17 protein-coding genes are annotated in these 20137 nt (G+C 56.8%); 11 read left to right on the top strand and 6 right to left on the bottom strand.

All coding sequences use genetic code 11. The annotated features are described in order from the left end of the window. The first annotated feature begins 339 nt into the window (after positions 1 to 339). From EY643_RS13555 to EY643_RS13545, 3 genes are all read left to right on the top strand, one after another. A complete protein-coding gene (locus EY643_RS13555; RefSeq protein WP_153239739.1) occupies positions 340 to 1794 on the top strand; it encodes a MipA/OmpV family protein in 1455 nt (484 codons plus the stop codon). Next, positions 1791 to 2345, top strand: a complete 555-nt coding sequence (locus EY643_RS13550) for a lipid-binding SYLF domain-containing protein (RefSeq protein WP_153239738.1) — start codon at positions 1791 to 1793, stop codon at positions 2343 to 2345. Before EY643_RS13555 ends, EY643_RS13550 begins: the two co-directional genes overlap by 4 nt. Before the next feature lie 67 nt (positions 2346 to 2412). After that, the gene (locus EY643_RS13545) at positions 2413 to 3495 is read left to right on the top strand and encodes an Ldh family oxidoreductase (RefSeq protein WP_153239737.1); all 1083 of its coding nucleotides are present in this window, start codon (positions 2413 to 2415) and stop codon (positions 3493 to 3495) included. Here EY643_RS13545 and EY643_RS13540 read toward each other — a convergent pair. Then, on the bottom strand, positions 3480 to 5342 hold the full coding sequence (locus EY643_RS13540; protein ID WP_153239736.1) for a Na+/H+ antiporter NhaC family protein: 1863 nt from the start codon (positions 5340 to 5342) through the stop codon (positions 3480 to 3482). The genes EY643_RS13545 and EY643_RS13540 overlap by 16 nt on opposite strands. Before the next feature lie 196 nt (positions 5343 to 5538). On the opposite strand from EY643_RS13540, the gene EY643_RS13535 reads away from it, so the two are divergent. The 5 genes from EY643_RS13535 (at position 5539) to EY643_RS13515 (ending at position 12567) form a co-directional block, all read left to right on the top strand. Then, positions 5539 to 6675: an efflux RND transporter periplasmic adaptor subunit gene (locus EY643_RS13535; RefSeq protein WP_240732905.1), complete on the top strand. Its 1137-nt coding sequence runs from the start codon at positions 5539 to 5541 to the stop codon at positions 6673 to 6675. 34 nt (positions 6676 to 6709) lie between these two features. Next, positions 6710 to 9844 carry an efflux RND transporter permease subunit gene (locus EY643_RS13530; protein WP_153239734.1) on the top strand — a complete coding sequence of 1045 codons (3135 nt, stop codon included), beginning with the start codon at positions 6710 to 6712 and terminating at the stop codon, positions 9842 to 9844. Positions 9845 to 9963: 119 nt separating this feature from the next. Further along, entirely contained in the window at positions 9964 to 10854 is an 891-nt protein-coding gene (locus EY643_RS13525; protein ID WP_153239733.1) for a phytanoyl-CoA dioxygenase family protein, read from the top strand. Then, positions 10847 to 11734, top strand: coding sequence for a crotonase/enoyl-CoA hydratase family protein (locus EY643_RS13520; protein ID WP_153239732.1), 888 nt, complete (start codon positions 10847 to 10849; stop codon positions 11732 to 11734). Before EY643_RS13525 ends, EY643_RS13520 begins: the two co-directional genes overlap by 8 nt. A gap of 23 nt (positions 11735 to 11757) precedes the next feature. Then, positions 11758 to 12567 carry a putative RNA methyltransferase gene (locus EY643_RS13515; protein WP_153239731.1) on the top strand — a complete coding sequence of 270 codons (810 nt, stop codon included), beginning with the start codon at positions 11758 to 11760 and terminating at the stop codon, positions 12565 to 12567. Between the two features lie 12 nt (positions 12568 to 12579). On the opposite strand, the gene EY643_RS19860 is transcribed toward EY643_RS13515, so the two are convergent. Next, a complete protein-coding gene (locus EY643_RS19860; RefSeq protein WP_276612646.1) occupies positions 12580 to 12711 on the bottom strand; it encodes a hypothetical protein in 132 nt (43 codons plus the stop codon). Positions 12712 to 12870: 159 nt separating this feature from the next. On the opposite strand from EY643_RS19860, the gene EY643_RS13510 reads away from it, so the two are divergent. Next, positions 12871 to 13386 (top strand): DUF4124 domain-containing protein, encoded by a 516-nt coding sequence (locus EY643_RS13510; protein ID WP_170287397.1) that lies wholly within the window; start codon positions 12871 to 12873, stop codon positions 13384 to 13386. On the opposite strand, the gene EY643_RS13505 is transcribed toward EY643_RS13510, so the two are convergent. Next, positions 13387 to 14706, bottom strand: coding sequence for an MFS transporter (locus EY643_RS13505; protein ID WP_153239729.1), 1320 nt, complete (start codon positions 14704 to 14706; stop codon positions 13387 to 13389). A gap of 23 nt (positions 14707 to 14729) precedes the next feature. Between EY643_RS13505 and EY643_RS13500 the strand changes: the two genes are divergently transcribed. Next, the gene (locus EY643_RS13500) at positions 14730 to 15530 is read left to right on the top strand and encodes a glycerophosphodiester phosphodiesterase (protein WP_170287396.1); all 801 of its coding nucleotides are present in this window, start codon (positions 14730 to 14732) and stop codon (positions 15528 to 15530) included. An 86-nt stretch (positions 15531 to 15616) separates the two neighbouring features. After that, positions 15617 to 16942, top strand: coding sequence for a DEAD/DEAH box helicase (locus EY643_RS13495; RefSeq protein ID WP_153239727.1), 1326 nt, complete (start codon positions 15617 to 15619; stop codon positions 16940 to 16942). Positions 16943 to 16963: 21 nt separating this feature from the next. On the opposite strand, the gene EY643_RS13490 is transcribed toward EY643_RS13495, so the two are convergent. From EY643_RS13490 to EY643_RS13480, 3 genes are read right to left on the bottom strand one after another with little or no spacing between them, the layout of a single operon-like run. Continuing rightward, complete coding sequence (locus tag EY643_RS13490) at positions 16964 to 18763, bottom strand: long-chain-acyl-CoA synthetase (RefSeq protein ID WP_153239726.1); 1800 nt, start codon at positions 18761 to 18763, stop codon at positions 16964 to 16966. Positions 18764 to 18812: 49 nt separating this feature from the next. Continuing rightward, a complete protein-coding gene (locus EY643_RS13485) occupies positions 18813 to 19577 on the bottom strand; it encodes an endonuclease/exonuclease/phosphatase family protein (RefSeq protein ID WP_153239725.1) in 765 nt (254 codons plus the stop codon). Between the two features lies 1 nt (position 19578). Further along, positions 19579 to 20133 (bottom strand): CDP-alcohol phosphatidyltransferase family protein, encoded by a 555-nt coding sequence (locus tag EY643_RS13480; RefSeq protein WP_153239724.1) that lies wholly within the window; start codon positions 20131 to 20133, stop codon positions 19579 to 19581. Positions 20134 to 20137: the final 4 nt, after the last annotated feature.

The raw sequence follows: 20137 nt of genomic DNA, 5'->3' as shown, positions 1-20137 counted from the left end.
AACGTGCGTCAGTGTTGATGACTTAAGCTCCAATTAGCGGTGCTGCGATGGGCCTGATGCTGCGGCGCATGACAGACATCAAATGACCAGATGGGTGCTGAGTGGTATGGCTGAGCCAATTCCGATTTATACTAACATATCGGGGTGTCGATCATTCTGCATGGATACCCCGCAATTATGGGAGTTGTAGCGAGTTTCTCTGTATGAAATACAATGAGAAAAAGGACTATGTTTCTTTCAGCTAGCGACTAACCAGGCCGTCACGCGTTTGAATCGTGTCAGGCGCGCCTTTTTCGTTTGTGGCATCATCGAAGCGCTTAGTTAAACAATCGAGACCTCATGCCATACCATTCCGTGCGAGCCCGGATATCAGCCGTCTACGCCTTTGCGTTGGGGCTGGTTGGTGGTGGCCATTTCATGGTCAGCCCACCAGCGGTGGCTGCCAATCCTGTTACTGAAATCATAGCCGAGGAAGTTCCTGAGGGTACGTTGGCCTTGGGTATGGGCTGGCGATGGGCGGACAGCCCCTACACCGGGCTCGACTATGTGGGCAGTGTCGAGCACGACAACAAGAGCGACTTGATGCCTTTTTACTTTTATGAGGGTCGCTATCTGTTTGCTCATGGAAGTACCGCAGGCGTCCACCTTCTGGATAGTGAGAACTTTTCTCTGGATGCGCTGATCGCTTACCGTTTTGATCGCCTTGAAACTGAATGGGACGAATTCTTTGATGGCATTGAGGACAGGGAGCAATCGCTGGATGGCGGCTTTCGCGGAGCGCTAAAGGGCGACTGGGGCAGTGTTAGCTTGGCCTGGGTGACCGACATGCAGAGCAGGCATGAGGGCGACGAGCTTGACCTGACGTACCGCTACCGATGGCAGGGGGAGAAGTGGTCTCTATCGCCCTTCTTCAGCTACCTGCATTGGAGCGACAGTCTCGCTAACTACTATTACGGCGTCACTGCAAAAGAGTCTGATGCCAGCGGCCACATACCCTCTTATCAGCCGGGTTCGACGGAGTTCTGGCGGGCAGGGCTGAATACCTCTTATCGCTGGTCCAAGCGCATGCGACTCTTTGCCAACGTCTCTCTGGACAAGCTCTCGGATGAAATCACTGACAGTCCGATAGTCGATGAAGATTATTTGCCCAGTGCAATGGTGGGTCTCGCTTACGCTTTTGGGAATGTGATTGATGATGCAGCGGTGCGTCGCCAGCGACCTGAGCGTGTCGGCGAATGGAGTTGGAGAGCCAACTACGGGTATACGGCTGAATCTACTTTCCACAAAGTGCATCGTGGTGATGTCCGGCGCAATGACGACGTGCACACCTATCTCGCCGGCGCGACTCTGGGGAAATTGGCGCTGGATGGGCGCCGTGTCGACGTCTGGGGCAAGTTGTCTGTCAACCGTCGCCTGGAGAAGGACTATCAGGAGGATTTCTGGGAAATCAATCCCTACATCATGCTAATGGGCACTGGCTATTCCCCCTGGAGTAATCGAGAGGTCTTTCGGTATGGTTTTGGCTACGGCTTTTCCTATGCCGAAAAAGTACCCTGGGTCGAGCAGGTTAAACAGGAAAAGCGCGACAAGAACACGTCCCATTTTCTCAACTACCTGGAAGCGCAGGTGGACTTTCCCTTGCGAAATACGTTTGGCAGCCGGGGCTGGTGGAAGGACTGCTACGCCGGTCTGACAATCGTGCACCGGTCAGGTATTTTTGGCCGGGTAGATATTCTGGGCAATGTCTCTGGAGGTTCGGACGTGCTTACTGGGCACCTGGAGTGCAAGCGATGAATACCTTTAAATTACTCGCATCAACGGTGCTTGTCGTTTTGTGCAGCGCCTGTGTGGTGTGGGAGCCAGTTACCTATTCAGATGAGCAACAGGAATCGGTCGAGTTGGCGCTGGCGGCCTTCAGGGCGGAAGAGCAGCTGGCCACGTATTTCAACGAAGCGAGCGCCTTTGCCGTATTTCCTGCGACGTATCGCGCCGGCGCGGGATTCGGTGCTGCTTACGGTCAGGGTTGGTTGTTTGAGGGCGGTGATGTCACGGGTCGCGCCATGATGACCGAACTGTTTGTTGGTGCAAATGTTGGCGTGCAGGGCTACCGCAAAATCCTGTTCTTTCGCGGCGAATGGGCCCTTGATCAGTTCAAGCGGGGCCGTTTTGAGTTCACCGGGCAGGCGAATGCGACTGCGGTAAAGTCGAGTGTATCTGCTTCACCCGCCTACCATCCTGAGGTGGCAATGTTTTCCCAGGTAAAGGGGGGGCTCCTGCTTGAGGTTAGCGTCGGTACCCAGCGCTATGATTTCTTCCCGCTTGCAGGCGATGTAGTGAAGCCTTGAACAGTCGGTTCCAAGCTGCGTATTTTGTTATCCTGACTGCAATCTCCGATCAGTATTGAAAACAGTCATGTCCACTTCCATGCGTTATGCCACGGATGATCTTGTCCGGAGTGTTTCCCAGCTTTTTGAGTCGTCCGGTCTTGCCTTTGAAGACGCGCGTCTGGTCGCTGAAGCATTTATTGAGGCCGACCTCCTGGGTTTTGTTACCCATGGATTGAATCGCGTGGCCTGCAACCTCGACTGGCTCGAACGTGGCGAGACGATTGCGGGTCGCGAGCCGGAAGTGCTGGTTGATCGCGGGGCAGTCGTCAGCTGGGATGCCCAGCAGCTGCCCGGCCCACTGGTTGTTGCCAGGGCGGTAGACCTGCTGTGCGACCGCGCACGACAGTACGGTATTGCGACGATGAATCTGCGCAGGGCACAGCACATTGCCTGTCTGGCCGCCTATTTGCGCCGCGCCACAGACAGAGGGCTGGTGATTCAGATTATCGCCAGCAGTCCGGCGGAACGTGCTGTGTCGGCCTTCGGTGGTTCTGAGCCCATCTTTGCGCCCAATCCATTTGCCTTCGCGGTCCCAACCGAGGAAGAGCCGATATTGATAGATATGAGCCTGTCTATTGTTGCTGCTGGTTATGTCGCCAAAGCGAAACGTGAAGGCGTACTGATGGATAGCGAGTGTCTCAAGGATTCTGAGGGCAATCCCAGTGATGATCCCGCTGTCTACTCAGCCGAGCCGCCGGGTTCCATTATGCCTATCGGCGGTTTGGATCATGGCTACAAGGGTTATGCCTTAACCCTGTGGAGCGAGCTGATGACCATGGCACTGGGTAATTACGGGCGGGCGGACGAGCTCGACGAATCGGAAGAGAATTCCGTATTTATTCAGGTGATGGATCCGGACGTCTACGGTTCACTGGGGCGCTTTCAGCGCGAGGCTCAGTTCCTGGCCGATATGTGCCGAACATCGGCGGTGCGCGAGGGCGAGCCCCCCGTGAGAGTCCCGGGTGATAGGGCCCTGGCCTTGCGCCGGCAACAGCTTGAGCAGGGCGTGATCCTGTCGCCTCACATCATGCAAGACCTGTTTCCCTGGTTCGAAAAATTTGGCGTTACTGCGCCCACCTCACTTCAGAGTGATCAGGCAAACCAGTAGACGGTTGCTGTCCATAGCACGGCGGCTATTGCCGATGCGATCGTTGCTGGCACCAACTGGGTCTTTACATGATCCATCAAGTCGCAGCCCGTGGTCATGGAGCTCAGGATAGTAGTGTCAGAAATTGGCGAACACTGGTCGCCGTATACACTGCCATTGAGTACGGTTACAAAGCAGATGGTCATGAATAGCTCAGGGTTTGAAACACCCTGGTTTACCGCAACAGCCCAGGCGAGCGGCATCGCCAGTGGGAATACGATGGCATACGTCCCCCAACTTGAACCAGTGGAGAAGGCGGCAGCCATGGTTAGCAGCTGAAGGCAGACGGGTAGCGTCCAGAAAGGAATACGCTCTCCCAGCATTTCCACCAGGAACAGGCCGCCACCCACATCTTTGCTGATCGCACCGATGGTGATCGCCAGCATGAGAATAACCGAGGCGACAACAACGCCTTTCAGCCCGTCTCCAAGCCCTTCCACCAATTCGCCCAGTTTCATTCCCTTGAAGAGTGCGATACATGCAGCCGTGAGCAATGCAAAACCGAAGCCCCAGTGCACATTGGGTGACCCGGTCAGCGCGAACGTTGTAATCGCGGTACCGATAATCAGGATGATCGGTATGAGGAATTCACTCACATGGGAAGCATAACCTGCCGGTACTTTGCTGGTTTGCAGTTCCTCGGCTGCCAGCGGCGTGGCATCGGGTGCATCCAGTTCGCCTGTTGCTGCGGCGCGTTGCTGGGCGCGGCGAATGCCGCCGCCAGCGAATCGCGTGATTCCCAAACTGAGTAGCAGCGTACCCAGGACGGCAAAAATGCTGTAGAAACTGAAAGGTACGCTTTTGAAAAAGAAGCTGATGCGGTCTGCTTCGGTCGCCAGAAATGCCACGCCTGGCACGTATATGAGAGCCTGCACGTAGGCTGGCCAGGCATTGAAAGCGAGTATGGAGGCGATGGGTGATGCGGTTGAGTCTACGATGTAGGCCATTTCTTCGTGGCTGACATTCTCTCGATCGGCCAGTGGTCGCACTGTGGTGCCTACCAGTACAGTACTGATAGTGCCGCCCTGGAAAAAGAAGACTCCCAGGCACCAGGTAACGACCTTTGCGGATCGGGGGCCGCGTACAAAGTGCTTCGTCATGTAATCAGCGAACGCCTGGGCGGCGCCGGTCTTCGACCATATGCCAAGCAGACCGCCAAGCAGCCAGAGGTATAAAAGCAGGACACTCGCCGTTCCGGGGCTCGCCAGAGAGGGAATAAGTACATCACCGGTGAGGTCAAAGCGCCCCAGCATGAAAGCACCTACGGCTACGCCGCCCAATAGGGCCGTCAGCGGTTCCCGGGTGAGTACACATAATGCAATCGTGAGTACAGCAGGCAGCAGCGACCAGATACCCAGGTGGTACTTGGCCTCTAGTTGCGCATATTGCACCGATTCTTCACCCGCGTTGCTGACTACCTCCGTCACCCACTGTTGTCGAGTAGTCGGTTCACCGACGAGTTGGTCCAGAGATTGTTGATTGAGCTCTGCCTGGGCGTACGGAACGGTGTCCGCGGTGAACGCAACTTCTTCGCCCTTGTATGTGTATACCAGCGAACCATTGCTGCTTTCATACACCTGGAACACGGTTTTTTGTTCAACCCAGACTGGATTCACCGTCTGTGCCACGAAAAATGAGATCGCGAGAGAGCACAGGAAAATGATGCCGGCGGGCTTGAGTAGTGGGCGCAACCGAACATCGCTTTCGATCAGAGTCTCTGTGTGTTGTGCGGGGGTTACCGCGGCCTCTTCGAGAGGGGCAGAGGTTTGCGAGCCCTGGTCGTTGTTGTTTGTTATTTTCTTCGACATTGCGCTGTCCCAAAAAGGTTTCGAAGTAGTGTTTTTGCAGAATTACGGCGGCTACGCGGACATTATTGCACTTCTATTTTACCTCGATCCATCAGTATCTTGGCCTGACCCGACACACTCCAAAATTGTGTCTATACTCCATAAGATATTGATAATTCTAAAGTCCAATCGATAAGCAAAGGAGTACTGGTACGTGATGCTGCGAATCTTGATGCCGCTAATGCTGGGGATCACACTTGCCGCTTGTGGCGAATCTGGGAAGGAGGGGCCCGTTGCTCCTGCGGAGTCGACGGCAATCAAGATTGCCAGCGATTCCATAGCGGTGGCCGCCAAACGCCTGGTGCGTCCGTCTTTCGAACTTCCCGCCGTGGTTGAGGCCGTCCAGATGGCGAGAGTTCGGCCTGAGATCAGCGCGACCATTCGAGAAATCAAGTTCTCACCAGGGCAGATGGTGGAAGAGGGCGATGTATTGATGGAGTTGGACACGTCCGCCTATCAGGCCGCGTACGACACAGCACGGGCTCAGTTGCAGTCTGCGCAGGCATCTCAGGTCAATGCTAATTCCAACTGGGATCGGGCTGAAGACCTCATGCCTAAAGGTTATATATCTCAGCAGGATTATGACGGAGCCCGTGCCGCAATCGATAGCGCGCGCGCTGCGGTTGCCTCGGCTAAAGCTGCCCTGAATAAAGCCGAGCTGGATCTTTCACACACCACTATCACCGCGCCCTTTAGCGGCAAGATCAGCAAGTCTTACTGGGCAATTGGTGATACCGCCATGCCATCGTCACCTAACGCGCCGGAGCCTTTGTTCATTCTCGTGAGTATGGATCCGGTATTTGTTACTGCGGGCGTGCAGCTGGAGAAGTATCACGAATTCGTACTCAAACGAAAAGCCTGGTTAGACGCCGGTAAGACCATCCCGGAGCTTGAGGTTGGCCTGAAACTTTCGGGGGGCAGCGAGTATCCTCACTCTGGTGTTTTTGAGGCCTGGGATAACACCTCCTCGGCAAGTTCGGGCACGATTACCGGCCGCGTCCTCTTCCCTAACCCTGACGGGCTTCTTCTTCCTGGAAACAACGTCACGCTGGAAGGTAAGGTCGTAGGTGGTATCAATCGCATTGTCATTCCCCAGAAAGCGGTACTGCGCGACCAGCAGGGTGAGTACGTCAAAATTGTTGATAGCTCGGATACCCTGGTGCGACGCAACGTGGACGTGGGGATCAGGGACGGTGCTGATTGGGTCATCATCGACGGCCTCGAGGTGGGAGACAGGGTGGTTACCGCAGGTGCTCAACGCCTGCGCGAAGGCGCAAAAGTAGCGATTCAGTAAGCATCCAGCCAGGGCCTATAGGGGGCGCAATAATATGGGACCGCAGTTCTTCATTAAACGGCCGCGCTTTGCGTTCGTCATCGCTATTATCACGGTCATTGTCGGGCTAATCGCAGGCCTGGTGATGCCCGTCGATCAGTACCCGGATATCGCCGCTCCGAAAATTGTTGTGCGGGCCAATTACCCCGGTGCCTCTGCCGAAACTGTGAAGGATGCTGTGGCTGCACCGATTGAGGACCAGGTCAACGGCGCGGAGGGCATGGTTTATATGTCTTCCAAGTCCGCCAGCGATGGCAGCTACACGCTAACGGTCACCTTTGAGATTGACGTTGATCCCTCCCTCGCACAGGTGGACGTGCAGAATCGGGTCGCACTCGCCGAGCCGCAATTGCCGATAGAAGTTCGTCAGCGTGGGGTGAGCGTGCGCAAGCGCTCCTCGGATATGTTGATGGTGGTAAATCTGTTCTCCCCCGACAACCGTTTCGACGGTGTTTATCTCTCCAACTACGCGAGTCTCAATCTAGAGGCGGAACTCGCCCGTGTTGAGGGCGTCGGCGAGGCGATGATTATCGGTGCCCTGGATTACGGCATGCGGGTCTGGCTCGACCCGATCAAACTTGCCGCTAAGGGTATTTCGGTAAATGAGGTATTGGCTGCGATAAAGGAACAGAACATTCAGGCGGCCGTGGGCCAGTTGGGTGGCCCGCCCAATCCCGAGGTGACCCAGTTTCAGTATGTGCTGAAAACCAAGGGTCGACTGGCCACGGTGGAAGAGTTCGAAGACATTGTGTTGCGCGCCAGCTCGGATGGCTCCGTCATCCGAATGAAAGACGTGGGGCGCCTGGAGCTAGGTGCTCAGGCCTACAAGGGTTTTGGTGAATTTGAGAACAAACCCGGCGTACTGCTCGCGATCTACAAGTTGTCGGAAGCCAATTCTCTCGCCACTGCGGAGGCGGTGCGAGAAAAAATGGATGAACTCGAGCAGTACTTTCCTGAAGGGGTAGAGTATGTCGTGGGCCACGATACAACGCTCTTCATCGAGGCATCTTTGGAGGAGACGATCCTCACGCTCTTGTTCACTATCGCCCTTGTAATATTCGTTACCTATCTGTTTCTGGGAAGTATCCGGGCCACCCTGGTGCCAACCATTGCTGTACCTGTATCCATTATCGGCACTCTGGCGGCTCTCTACTTCCTGGGCATGACAATCAATACCGTAACCCTGTTCGCGTTGATTCTCGCTATCGGTGTAGTGGTAGACGATGCGATTATTGTGGTGGAGAACGTTGAACGCCTCATGGAAGATGAGGGCATGTCTCCAAGGGCTGCTACTGAGCAGGCCATGAATGAGGTGGCGGCACCCATTTTCGCAACGTCCATGGTGCTGGCGGCCGTGTTTGGTCCAACCATGTTGCTGCCGGGTATTACCGGGCAGATGTTTGCGCAATTTGGTGCGACGCTGGTGATCTCGGTGCTGATCTCTATGATCAATGCCCTGAGCCTGAGCCCTGCACTCTGTTCGTTGATTCTAAAACCCGGTCACCACAAGCCCAATATTATGGTGCGCGGTTTCAATGGTGGATTCGACGTAATTGCTTCTGGCTATGTGAAGTTGGTGCGTTTCCTGGCCGGGCATATGGCCGTTAGTTGCGTGCTCATTGCGGGATTGTTCGCCTTGCTGTTTGCCGGTTTCAGCACGGTGCCGTCAAGTTTTGTCCCTGAAGAGGACAAGGGCTTTTTTATTGTTGATGTACAGCTTCCTGAAGCAGCGTCTCTCAATCGTACAGCAGACTATGTCGATGAACTGAACGAGATGCTGATGGCGGACGAGGCGATCGAGTATGTGCTGACAGTGAATGGCTACAGTTTGCTCAACACCGCGCTGCAATCCAATGCGGGCATGATCATTGCGAAACTCAAACCCTGGTCCGAGCGCAAAGCACCGGAGCAGCATCAGTTTGCGCTGCAGAAAAAATACCAGGCCGCATTCAATCAGATGGTTGAGGGGCGAAGTCTGGTATTCGGGGCGCCCGCTATTCCCGGTCTGGGAGCAGTTGCCGGTGCATCCTATGTTCTTCTGGATACTCAGGGACAGGGTGTTCAGCCCCTGTACGAAGCCACCATGGCGATGGTGCAGGCATCTAGTGAGGCGGAGGAAATGGCAATGGCATTCTCGACGTTCCGCGCTGGCTATCCGCAAATATGGCTGGAGGTGGATCGGGTCAAAGCCAAGACACTGGGCGTCAAGGTCAACGACATCTTCACCACCCTGCAAACCCAGCTCGGCGGCATGTACGTCAATGACTTCAATCTGTTCGGCCAGTCCTACAAAGTTATGGTGCAGGCAGATGCGCCCTACCGGCAGAACGAGGCAGATCTGGATTCACTCTACGTCAACAACAACCGGGGTGAGTTGGTCCCCCTGGGTACATTTGTCGATACGGTTTCGACCCAGGGTGCCGACGTGCTCTACCGTTACAACACCTACGATTCGGCGACTATTACGGGCCGCCCAAATGTGGCGCAGGGTTATAGCTCCGGCGATGCAATGATGGCGATGGAACGCCTCAGTGCCAATGTATTGCCCGCTGGCTACAAATTTGACTGGACTGATTCCAGCTACGAGGAACGCAAATCCGGCAATATGGCACCGATTGCGCTGGCCATGTCGCTGGTATTTACCTTTCTGTTTCTTGCCGCGCTGTATGAATCATTTACCACACCGCTGGCCATTATTTTCTCAGTGCCTATCGCCATGATAGGCGCGGTAGCGGCACTGATGCTCGCTGGCCAACCTCTGAGCCTCTACGGTCAGATCGGTATGGTGTTGCTGGTGGGCCTGGCATCGAAGACCGCTATCCTGATTGTTGAATTTGGCAAGCAGCTGCGCGAGGAGCAGCGCATGGATTTACTGGAAGCCACGGTAGAAGCGGCGCGCCTGCGCTTTCGCCCGGTGATGATGACAGGTCTGTCCTTTGTGGTCGGCGTATTTCCTCTCACGATCGCCTCGGGTGCCGGTGCTGCCAGTCGTGTGTCACTGGGGCTAACCGTGTTCGGCGGCACGATAATGGCAGCTATCGGTGGCACGATTCTGGTGCCGGTCTTCTTCAAGCTTTTCCAGAGTATCCGTGAAATTATTCATCGTGGCCCTACGAATCCACCCGAGTGAATCCTCAAGAGGAAAACGGGTAAGCTCTGCGCATGGTTTTCACCAGAGGTGGGCGCGAATTCTTCTCGACTTTCGCGAGTAGATGATACGATAGCTGTCTGGAAAGTTAAGGAAGTTCCGTGACCACATCATCTGATTTCACCCGTTCCTCACTGCAGGATTCCATTGAAGACTTGCAGGCTCGCATGGCAGAGGATGGCTATTTATTCCTCAAGGGGGCGGTGGCCCCTGATCACTGTCAATCGCTGTTGAACGATGTACTCGAAGTTTGCGCCCCGCACGTCGTCGCAGGAGCTGGCAATGCACAGGCACCGCAGTTGGTGGGCGAACCTTTTTTTGAAACTGACGCTATCTGGGATGAGATCTATCCGCGTATCCAGAAACTGGAGTCATTTCATCGCTTTTTCCACCAGCCCTGGATGCTGGACATCATGTCCCGGGTCGCAGGCCCCGAGGTATTCGTCTATCCAGTGAAGATGACGCGCCTGGCGACGCCGCGCATGCGGGGGTATGAAACGCCTCCGCATCAGGATGCCTATTCTCATCATGCTGGCCCGACCATGGCGGGTGTCTGGGTTGCGCTGCACGATGTAGATTCAAGCATGGGCCGCGTTAAGGTGTTGCCGGGCTCCCATAAGGGCGGGGTGCGCGAGGTATTCCAGGCCCAGGGCGTGGGCGGGGTGCAGTGCGAAATCCACGAGGATGAAACACATTGGCATGTCTCCGATTTCGAACAGGGCGACGTTTTGATTTTCGGTTCCTGCACTGTTCACAGAGCGGAAGCGAACACGAACGAGTCGGCCGTGCGCATTAGCGTTGATACCCGGTTTTGCGATTACGGTGCCCCTGTCTTTGCCACCAACTTGCATCCTCACCACGGTTTTCGTCTCCCGGAAATCAGCTGGCAGGCGATCTACGAGAACTGGCAGGACGATGAAGGTAAGTATTACTGGGAGGAATACCCGAATAGCTTCGGCCACGAGATTTTCGAGGAGATAGCCAATGGCTGAGTCAGGGCCGTACCAGTATTTTCTGTATGAAGTGAATGATCGAGTGGCCACCATTACCTTCAATCGCCCCGAACGATTGAATGCCATTACGTTTGAACTGGCCCGGGAATTGCCCCGGGTGATCGATGCCGCTGCGGCAGATCCAGAGGTGCATGTGATCGTGCTGCAGGGCGCGGGCAAGGGCTTCTGCGGCGGTTACGACCTACAGGAATACGCCGAGCAGCAAAGTGAGCACCCCTGCGGCCAGGACGAGATGCCATGGGACCAGACCGCTGATTTCCAGGCGATGTGGGAGTGCACCCAACACTATATGAGCATTTGGCGGTGCAATAAGCCGGTGATCGCGAAGGTCCACGGCGCCGCTGTTGCCGGCGGTAGCGACATCGCTCTGTGCTGCGACATGATCCTGATGGCGGACGATGCGCGTATCGGTTATCCGCCGACCCGAGTGTGGGGAATCCCGACCACCATGATGTGGGTCTATCGCCTCGGCATCGAGCAGGCAAAACGCATGTTGTTCACCGGCGATCTGGTGAGCGGTAAGGAAGCGGAAACGATGGGCTTGATCCAGCAGTCGGTTCCCGCCAACGAGCTCGATACCGCGGTGCAGGCCCTGTGCGATCGCATCAAGGGCGTGCCGCGCAATCAGTTGATGATGAGCAAGATGGTGGTAAACCAGGCTTACGAGGCGATGGGCATGGCCAATACCCAGCGGTTCGCTACCCTGTTCGACGGCTTTGCCCGCCATTCTCCGGAAGGTAAGTGGTTTGAGGAGCGCGCTCGCGATGTCGGCTACAAGCAGGCTGTTGCCGAGCGCGATTCTGGAGAGCCAATCGCCGAGGGTCGCAGCAAGGATTTCAGCCCGTTCGGCATACGCTAGACCACTGGAGCCGGGAGCCACCTGTGAATTGGATTTGTCCCCACTGTAGAGAGCCGCTGGTGAAAGTGGAACGCAGTTACCACTGCGAGACCGGCCATTGTTTTGACCAGGCGAAGGAGGGTTACGTGAACCTCCTGCCCGCCAACCGCAAGCGCAGCCGAGATCCGGGAGACAACCGGGAAATGGTGGAAGCACGCAAGCGGGTTCACGCTGCGGATGTCTATCGGACGCTGGCGGAAGCGGTGGCAGCGTATTTCAAAGAATTGTCGCATGCATCAGTACTTGACCTCGGATGCGGAGAGGGCTATTACGGTGGCGTAGTGCTGGAGCATGCCCCGAAAATCTCAATGTGGGGTATCGATATTGCCAAGCCTGCTGTGCGGTTGGCGGCCAAGGCCCACCCACGAGGCCGGTTCGCGGTAGCCAGTGCCTATGAGGTGCCGTTGGGCGATAGCAGTATGGATGCGATTTTCTCTGTGTTTGCGCCCGTGGGGGAGAGTGAGCCGGCGCGGCTGCTAAGTCATGAAGGCTTTTTCCTCAATATCTGTCCTGCGGCGCGGCATCTGTGGCAACTGCGAGAGCATTTATATGCGGATCCAAAGCCCCATAAAGAGGTGGCAGCCGCACTGCCGGGGCTGGCGCTGGAGAAACAGGAGAAGATTGGGTTTTCAGTGGCGCTGGAGCCGCCTTTGTTGGCAGATCTTGTGGCAATGACACCGTATGCATACGGGGGCCAGCGCGAGAGCAAGGCAACGCTGGAGCAGCTCGGTGTGTTCGAGGTACAGATGGAGTTTTTGCTGCAGTGTTACCGCCGTGAACAAGCCACAGCCTAGAGCGTCCCGCTGCTAGAGCATAAGGCTACTCAGGCCGATAACGGCCACGACGGCGAATGTCAGGGTAGCGAGCTCACCGGTTGAAGCGCCAATGCGCGATGCAGTGTCGGCGCGTGCCGAAGTGAAGGTGTTCGAATTTGTCATTTTCATCCGGGCTATTTTAGGGCGCAGCGGCCGGGGTGCCAGTGCTTGAAACCTAAACTGTGACCGGGGCCCAATTTTGGTTTTTCCTGTGTGATGAACCTCACAGTTTTACTGTGGTCGAAGCACCGTGGGCTATACTCCTCCAAAGAGGTACTCGATATGCGAATCCTGTTCGCCATGATATGCCTGCTGGCTGGCACAGTGACGCTGGCGCAGCAAGCCACGGTATACAAGACAGTAGACGATGAGGGTGTGGTCAGTTTTTCTGACACGCCACCGGCCAGTGATGCCGGAGTAGAGACTGTGGTTGTCGATGCGCCTGCGGTGCAGGCAGACGGTGTCTACGAGGATAATTTAGAGGCGATGCGTGAGACCACCGATCGTCTGGCAGAGGACCGCATGGCGCGCGAGAAGCATCGGGCCGAGATGCGGGAGATGGCCGCGAGAACGGACGCCTATGGCGGGTCGCAACAGCAGGTGGTGGAGTACGATAGCTCCCCGAATATGTACACGTCTGGCAGCTATTATGGTTCTGGGTACTATCGGCCGGACTACCCGTTGCGGCCGGTGCACCCGATTGTAAGGCCGCCTCTTAGACCTCGGCCACCGGCGGTTCAGCCGCAACGCCCAACGCACCACAATTCGCAGCTTATGCGGCCCATGACCTCGCGCTGATCAGCCCGCGTAGGCCTGGGCTGCTGCTCGGCCGCGGGCTTCCCTCACCGTAAGTAGTAAGGCTAACCCTCCTAGGAAAAAGGCCAGTGTGCTCAGCATAGAGAGCTGATGGTCGCCATTCCCGATTTTATTGATCAAGCCGTAGCTGACGGGGCCCACGATGGCTGCAGCGCGGTTCGCCAGGCCCCAGAGACCAAACATTTCGCCGTTATGCGCCTCGGGCGTCAACTGGCCGATCAGGGCCCTGCCGCCTGCCTGGGTTGCTCCCATAGCCAGGCCGATGACATTGCCCGCCAGCCACAGCATCGCTTCGCTCTCGCCCAGCAGGGCTATCACGATGGCGGTGATCCACAGCAGCAGGGCGGCTGCCAGGCTCGGCACTGAACCAAACCGATCCTGCGCAAAACCAAAGATCAGGGCTCCCAGGGCGGCTGTCAGGTTGACGACCATAATCAGTACGATGAGCTGCTGGCTACTGAAACTCATAACTTCCTGAGCGTAAATGGCGGCCACGACCACCACGGTGGATACACCGGCCTGGAATAGCACGATGCACAGCAGGAAGCGAAAGAGGTCTGGCAGGCTGGCAGCGTGGCGCAGGGTGCTGGCCACCTGTGCGAACGCCGCGCGCACATAGCCAGTGGTGCCATCGGCCAGGCGGGGGGTGGCGCGTTCGCGCAGCCATATGAAGGTGGGAGCGGCCGTCAGGGCAAACACAGTGGCTGTCAGCAACAGGGCCACTGGCACATAGTGATCTGCTCCTTTGCCCAGTTCGGTGGCGTGGTTGATATAGGCAAGACAGCATCCGAGTGTGAGCAAGCCTCCGAAATAGCCAAGACCCCAGCCGTAACCGGAAATACGGCCCATGTTTTTAGGGGTAGCGATCTCTGGTAGGAAAGCGGCAATCAGGCTCTCACCGAAGGAAAAAGCGATGTAGGAAACTACGACCAGAGACAAGGCCAGCACCACGTCGCCCGGGCCCGCGGCTGCGAGGGCGGCCGTGCCCAGGACACAGGCGATGGAGGAGTACAGTAAGAAGCGCTTCTTGCAGGCACGCACGTCGGACATGGCACCGATTACGGGGCTGGCGAAGAGCACCAGCAAGTTCGCAGCCCCAATCCCCAGAGTCCAGAGGAGGGTGGCGGTGCCGGGATTCGACATTTCCAGATCAGCCGCAACAACCGCCACGAAATAGGCGCTGTAGATGGTGGTAAGCACCACGGTGGTGTAGCCTGAATTGGCGAAATCATAAAACGCCCAGGCGAGAATTTCCCGGGGGCTGGCAGCGGACTTGCCGGCTGACGGTTCAGGCCTGGTCAAGAGTCACCGCAATGGAGCATAGCGTGAAGGAACGACTACAAAGTTTGGCCATGGGCCTGGTGGATAGCACAGTGGCCGTCCTGCCGAGGGCCGTACCCTCGGATGCTGCGCTGCGCAATTGCAAAATCATCTCCCATCGCGGTGAACACGATAATACTACAGTGCTGGAAAATACCGCGAAGGCCTTTGCACTTGCAAGGTCGGCGGGCGTCTGGGGCATCGAGTGCGATATCCGCTGGACCCGCGACAACGTTCCGATTATTTGCCACGATGAGGATACCGAGCGTGTTTTCGGGCAAAAACGCGTAATCGTCGAGACCTCCTTTGAGCAACTGCGGCGCGAATTCCCTGACATCCCAACGCTGGCAGAGCTGATTGATGCTTTCGCCCCGGCCTGCCATTTGATGCTGGAAATCAAAGCCTTCAATCCTGAGTGTCTGACGCAGCAGCAGGATATCCTTAAATCCCAATTGGCGAGGCTCCAGCCGGGGAGGGATTATCATTTCCTGGCGCTGGATCCCGATTTATTCGACCTGGTGTCCTTCTGCCCGCCTGCGGCATTGCTTCCGGTCGCGGAAACCAATGTCGCGGCACTGAGCCAGATCAGCCTGGAGCGGGGCTATTGTGGTTTGGCGGGGCACTTCCTGCTGCTGGGGAGGCAGGTTCAGCAACGTCATGAGGCCGCCGGTCAGCGCATTGGTGTCGGCTTTCCCCGTTCGCGCAACAGCCTGTTTCGGGAGTTGGGGCGCCCGGTAGAGTGGATTTTCAGCAATGATGCGGTGAAATTGCAGTCTATTTTGGACCAATATTGCCCAAAGGCGTGATACCGGCGGCTGTATCTATTCGGGGCCCAATACAGTAAGATGCGCGCCCTCGCCGTATCTGGCTACCTCAAGAGAAATACCACGTCATGTCATTCGAGCAATTGGGCCTCGCCCCTGCGCTGCTTCAGGCCGTTCAGGAAAAAGGCTACAGCGAACCTTCCCCCATTCAGGCGCAGGCTATTCCTGCTGTACTGTCGGGCCGCGATGTCATGGCCGCCGCCCAGACCGGCACGGGTAAAACCGCTGGCTTCACCCTGCCGTTGCTGCAGCGCCTGCACGAGAGCGCACCTGTTCATCCGCATCGCCTGCGGGCCCTGGTGCTGACGCCCACGCGAGAGCTGGCTGCCCAGGTGGCCGAAAGTGTCGACACTTACGGCACCCATCTGCCACTCAAGTCCACTGTGGTCTTCGGCGGGGTCAAAATCAATCCGCAGATTGCCAAGTTGCGCCGCGGTGTGGATATCCTGGTGGCTACTCCGGGCCGTCTGCTCGACCTGCATGGACAGGGCGAGATCGATTTTTCCGAGCTGGAAATTCTGGTGCTGGATGAAGCCGACCGTATGCTTGATATGGGTTTCATTCACGACATTCGTCGTATCCTCAAATTGCTTCCCGACCAGCGCCAGAACCTGATGTTTTCGGCGACCTTTGCCAATGAGATTCGCTCTCTTACCGCCAGTATCCTGAGCAATCCGGTCGAGGTTGAAGTGAACCCTGCCAATGCCACCGCCGACACGGTTGAGCAGTGGGTGTACCCAGTCGACAAGAAGCGCAAGGGAGCACTTCTGCGCGAATTGGTGATCGACCACAACTGGCAGCAGGTATTGGTGTTTACCCGGACCAAACACGGTGCCAACCGTCTTGCACAGCAGTTGGACAAAGCTGGTCTCGAGGCTGCGGCCATTCACGGGAACAAGAGTCAGGGCGCGCGTACTCGAGCCCTGGAAGGTTTTAAGGCTGGCAAGGTACGAGTACTTGTTGCGACTGATATCGCGGCTCGCGGCCTCGACATCGCCCAGCTGCCCCAGGTGGTGAACTTCGACTTGCCCAATGTAGCTGAAGATTACGTTCACCGTATTGGCCGCACCGGTCGCGCTGGCGCTACCGGCAAAGCCTTTTCACTGGTGAGCGCCGACGAGAGCAAGCAGCTCAATGGTATTCAGCAGCTGATCCAGCGCCATATTACCCGTGAGTACGTCGACGGTTTTGAGCCCGAACATGACGTGCCCGAGAACGCACCACTGCGCCGGGCACACAAGCCGAGTAAGCATGCAGGGAAAGCCAAATCCGGTGGCCAACGCCAGGGCAATAGCGGCGGCAACGGTAATCGCAATGAGGGCAGCCGGCCACCCCGTCGGCGGCGCAGGTCACGCGCTGGCTCGCCTTCCAGCAGTAATGGTAATCGGGCTTAGGCGCGCTTCCGGCCCGCGGTTTCAGTAACCGCTGCGGCCGCTCTGAATGTCCGCGAAAAACGCCTGCTCGAGCGGTTCGTAGTGGGCGGATCCAGGTTTCAGTGCATACAAGGGGCCGTCCACAAGCGCGGGGTCAAAACCTTCCTTGCGCAAATCACCCTTGAGCATTTTGAACGTTCCCGTCGTGTCCATCTGTGGCAGGACGCGCAAAAATAGCGGTCGCGCATAGGCCGGCAGTTGTGCTGTTACCAGCTTCGAGAAACTCTCCACGTCCAGGGCGTCACAGCCTTCTTCCAGAATGAGCGCGGCCATCCCTGCCCGGCCGTCGGTGCCAGGCACCTCAACGCCATAGATGTTGCTGAAGTGCACCTGATCGTGCGTGTTGATGATCTCGCCAACTTCATTGGTCGAAACATTCTCCCCCTTCCAGCGGAAGGTATCACCGACTCTGTCGACAAACTGATAGTGAGGTAAACCCAGGGCAAAACCGACCTCTATCTGTTTCAGCAAGTCGCCAGTGTTGAACCAGGCGTCACCCGGTTTGAACACATCCCGGAGGATTTTTGCCTCGGTCGCTTCCTTGTTGGTGTAGCCCTCGAACTGGGTTTTGGGGGTGATCTCTCCGAGTACCAGCCCCGGCTCTCCCTTCTCTGCACGTATGCAGTAGCCTTGTTGGTCGCGCACTATTTCGTCGTTGTCCACATCGTAACGAACCAGCGCGTGGGGCAGGGCGATAGTACCGATGGTGCAATCTTTGTTGAACAGGTTGATGGCTGAAATATTGCCCTCGCTGGATCCGTAGAATTCCGAGACCAGGTCAATACCGAAGCGGTCCTTGAATGCGTGCCAGATATCCGGACGCAGGCCATTGCCCATGATGGTGCGCAGCGACGTGGCGTGGTCATCCACGTGTTCCGGTGTGGCCAAAAGGTAACGGCAAATTTCGCCGATATACATAAAGCAGGTTGCACCGGACTCGCGCACTTCCGGCACGAATGCGGAGGCGGAGAATTTGCGACGGAGGTAGATGCTGGCACCCGTGGTGAACGCCGCGCCCACGCCCAGGAACAGGCCGGTGCCGTGATACAACGGCAGGCAAAGGTAGATGCAATCGTGCTCGTCACAGCGCAGTCCTGCGATAGCTGACAGCGAGGCCGTGGCAAGCAGCCGTTTGTTCGACATGACACTCGCTTTCGGCATGCCGGTGGTGCCTGAAGTGAAAATATACAGGCAGTCCTCGCTGATAGTGACATCGTCAGTCTCCGCGAGGTTTTGATCCTGCTGTGCTGCTGCCGAGACGCCCAGATCATTCGCCCAGTCAGGGCAGCTGAGTTCGCCGCTATCGGCGACATAGAGCGGTTTGCGCAGGGCCGGCAGGTCTTCATCCAGCAATTCTGCGATTGTGGAACAGCGCTCTTCGCCGATGATGCAGTGCGTCGAATTGGTCACGGTAAGACAGTGGGCTAGTGACCCGCCACTCAGGTTGGTATTGATCAGTGCGGCGCAGGCTCCCAGCTTGTTGATGGCGATCAGGCAGCTGAGATACTCGATGCGGTTTTCCATCAATACGCTGACAGCGTCTCCGCGGGCTACGCCAGCGTTCTGCAGCGCGCGCGCAAAGCGATTTGCCTCGCGGTTGAATTCGTCCCAAGTGCGTTCGTCGCCCTCAAAGCTAATAGCGGTGTGGTACGGAAATCGCTCGGCCTGAAGCTGGACGTGCAGAGAGATGCACCCTTTGGTGGAATCTGGCCTGGGTTTTAACAACTTTGGCAGTTTGGCGAGCATGGGGAGCGTTTTGAGGATGTTTACAGCGTTTTGCATCTTTTTGATTCAGCGAGAAAGTTCAGTGCCAACCTTAGCGAGCATTCGCTCAGCAATCCAGTTCAAATACCCCCGCCAGCGCGGCGTGGTCAGACAGGTCGCGCCAGTGTCCGCGACATAAGCGATCACAGCTCAATGGTGTCAAACCGCGAAAGTACATGCGATCTACCGGCAGTAGTGGGGCCCACACTGGAAAGGTGCGCGCGTGCCGTCCCTGTAGTTTGACAAACAATTCCTGCAGGCCCAGATCGTCGTGAAGGTGATTCTCGGCGCGCCGACGCCAATCGTTAAAATCACCAGCGATGATCATCGGTTCGTCCCGGGGGACATGCTGGTCGATACGGTCGGTGAGAGTCTGCAACTGCTCTTTGCGCTCCTGCTCCAGAAGGCCCAGATGTACGCAGAGGGTGTGTAATGGCCGCGAGGTGCCGGGCACTTCAATAATGCCGTGCAGAATGCTGCGGCTGGAGCGGGGGAAAATGGAGACATCAATATTTTCCCAGGCGACGAACGGGTAGCGGCTCAGGATTGCGTTGCCGTGATCTCCCTTGCGATAAATAGCGTTGCGGCCGTAGGCATAATGCGGCCAGGCCTGATCGGCCAGATATTCGAAGTGGGGTTGCTCAGGATAGGAGAATTTGCGCTTCTTGGCCTCACTCTTGATCGCCGTGCCATGAATTTCCTGCAGGAATACGATGTCTGACTCGGTCTCCGCAATACGCTCGCGCATGGACTCAAGCATGAACTTTCGATTGCCGGTGGTATAGCCCTTGTGGATGTTGTAAGTGAGCGCCTTGAGCGTGACTGCTGCCATGTCAACGTCTGGCCCCGAGTTCTCGCAGCGCTGAGCGGCTCCAGGCCTGGATATAGTCCACGCCGCTGACCAAGGTGATGACGATCACGGTCCACGTGCCGGCCAGGAGCACGGCAGGGCTGATGACAGGGGTAATCTGGGCTGCGAGCAACAGTACGCAAAAGCCGATCTGCAAGACCATGTTCAGCTTGCTCAAGGGCCGTGCACCAAATTTGAACGGGCCGACAAACAGGCGGTAACACGCCGCGCCTGCCACGATGACCAGGTCGCGCCCCACGATACACATCGCTACAGGCCAGGGGATGACTCCCACCTGAGCCAGGCAGAGAAAGGTTGCGGTGACGAGAGTTTTGTCGGCGATAGGGTCCAGCATGGCGCCAAGCTGTGACTGCGCATGTAATTTGCGTGCGGCGAACCCGTCCAGTGCATCGGTTAAACCCGCGGCCAGCCCCATTGCCACTGCGCTGCTGTACTGCTCTCGCAGGATTAGCACGCCCAGCGGCAGTGCCAGCAGCAGGCGCAGTGTGGTGAGGGCATTGGGAAGATACCTCAACATACGG

Source organism: Halioglobus maricola (assembly GCF_009388985.1).
GTDB lineage: Bacteria > Pseudomonadota > Gammaproteobacteria > Pseudomonadales > Halieaceae > Halioglobus > Halioglobus maricola.
The sequence above is the reverse complement of the archived record's forward strand: the minus strand, read 5'-3'. Positions and strand labels throughout refer to the sequence as shown.

What these genes read in the sequence shown, in the direction of transcription:
- EY643_RS13495 (WP_153239727.1), top strand. Translation starts at nt 15,617, where the DNA reads ATGTCATTCGAGCAATTGGGCCTCGCCCCTGCGCTGCTTCAGGCCGTT.
- EY643_RS19860 (WP_276612646.1), bottom strand. Translation starts at nt 12,711, where the DNA reads ATGACAAATTCGAACACCTTCACTTCGGCACGCGCCGACACTGCATCG.
- EY643_RS13540 (WP_153239736.1), bottom strand. Translation starts at nt 5,342, where the DNA reads ATGTCGAAGAAAATAACAAACAACAACGACCAGGGCTCGCAAACCTCT.
- EY643_RS13545 (WP_153239737.1), top strand. Translation starts at nt 2,413, where the DNA reads ATGTCCACTTCCATGCGTTATGCCACGGATGATCTTGTCCGGAGTGTT.
- EY643_RS13550 (WP_153239738.1), top strand. Translation starts at nt 1,791, where the DNA reads ATGAATACCTTTAAATTACTCGCATCAACGGTGCTTGTCGTTTTGTGC.
- EY643_RS13530 (WP_153239734.1), top strand. Translation starts at nt 6,710, where the DNA reads ATGGGACCGCAGTTCTTCATTAAACGGCCGCGCTTTGCGTTCGTCATC.
- EY643_RS13520 (WP_153239732.1), top strand. Translation starts at nt 10,847, where the DNA reads ATGGCTGAGTCAGGGCCGTACCAGTATTTTCTGTATGAAGTGAATGAT.
- EY643_RS13535 (WP_240732905.1), top strand. Translation starts at nt 5,539, where the DNA reads ATGCTGCGAATCTTGATGCCGCTAATGCTGGGGATCACACTTGCCGCT.
- EY643_RS13490 (WP_153239726.1), bottom strand. Translation starts at nt 18,763, where the DNA reads ATGCAAAACGCTGTAAACATCCTCAAAACGCTCCCCATGCTCGCCAAA.
- EY643_RS13510 (WP_170287397.1), top strand. Translation starts at nt 12,871, where the DNA reads ATGCGAATCCTGTTCGCCATGATATGCCTGCTGGCTGGCACAGTGACG.
- EY643_RS13485 (WP_153239725.1), bottom strand. Translation starts at nt 19,577, where the DNA reads ATGGCAGCAGTCACGCTCAAGGCGCTCACTTACAACATCCACAAGGGC.
- EY643_RS13480 (WP_153239724.1), bottom strand. Translation starts at nt 20,133, where the DNA reads ATGTTGAGGTATCTTCCCAATGCCCTCACCACACTGCGCCTGCTGCTG.
- EY643_RS13555 (WP_153239739.1), top strand. Translation starts at nt 340, where the DNA reads ATGCCATACCATTCCGTGCGAGCCCGGATATCAGCCGTCTACGCCTTT.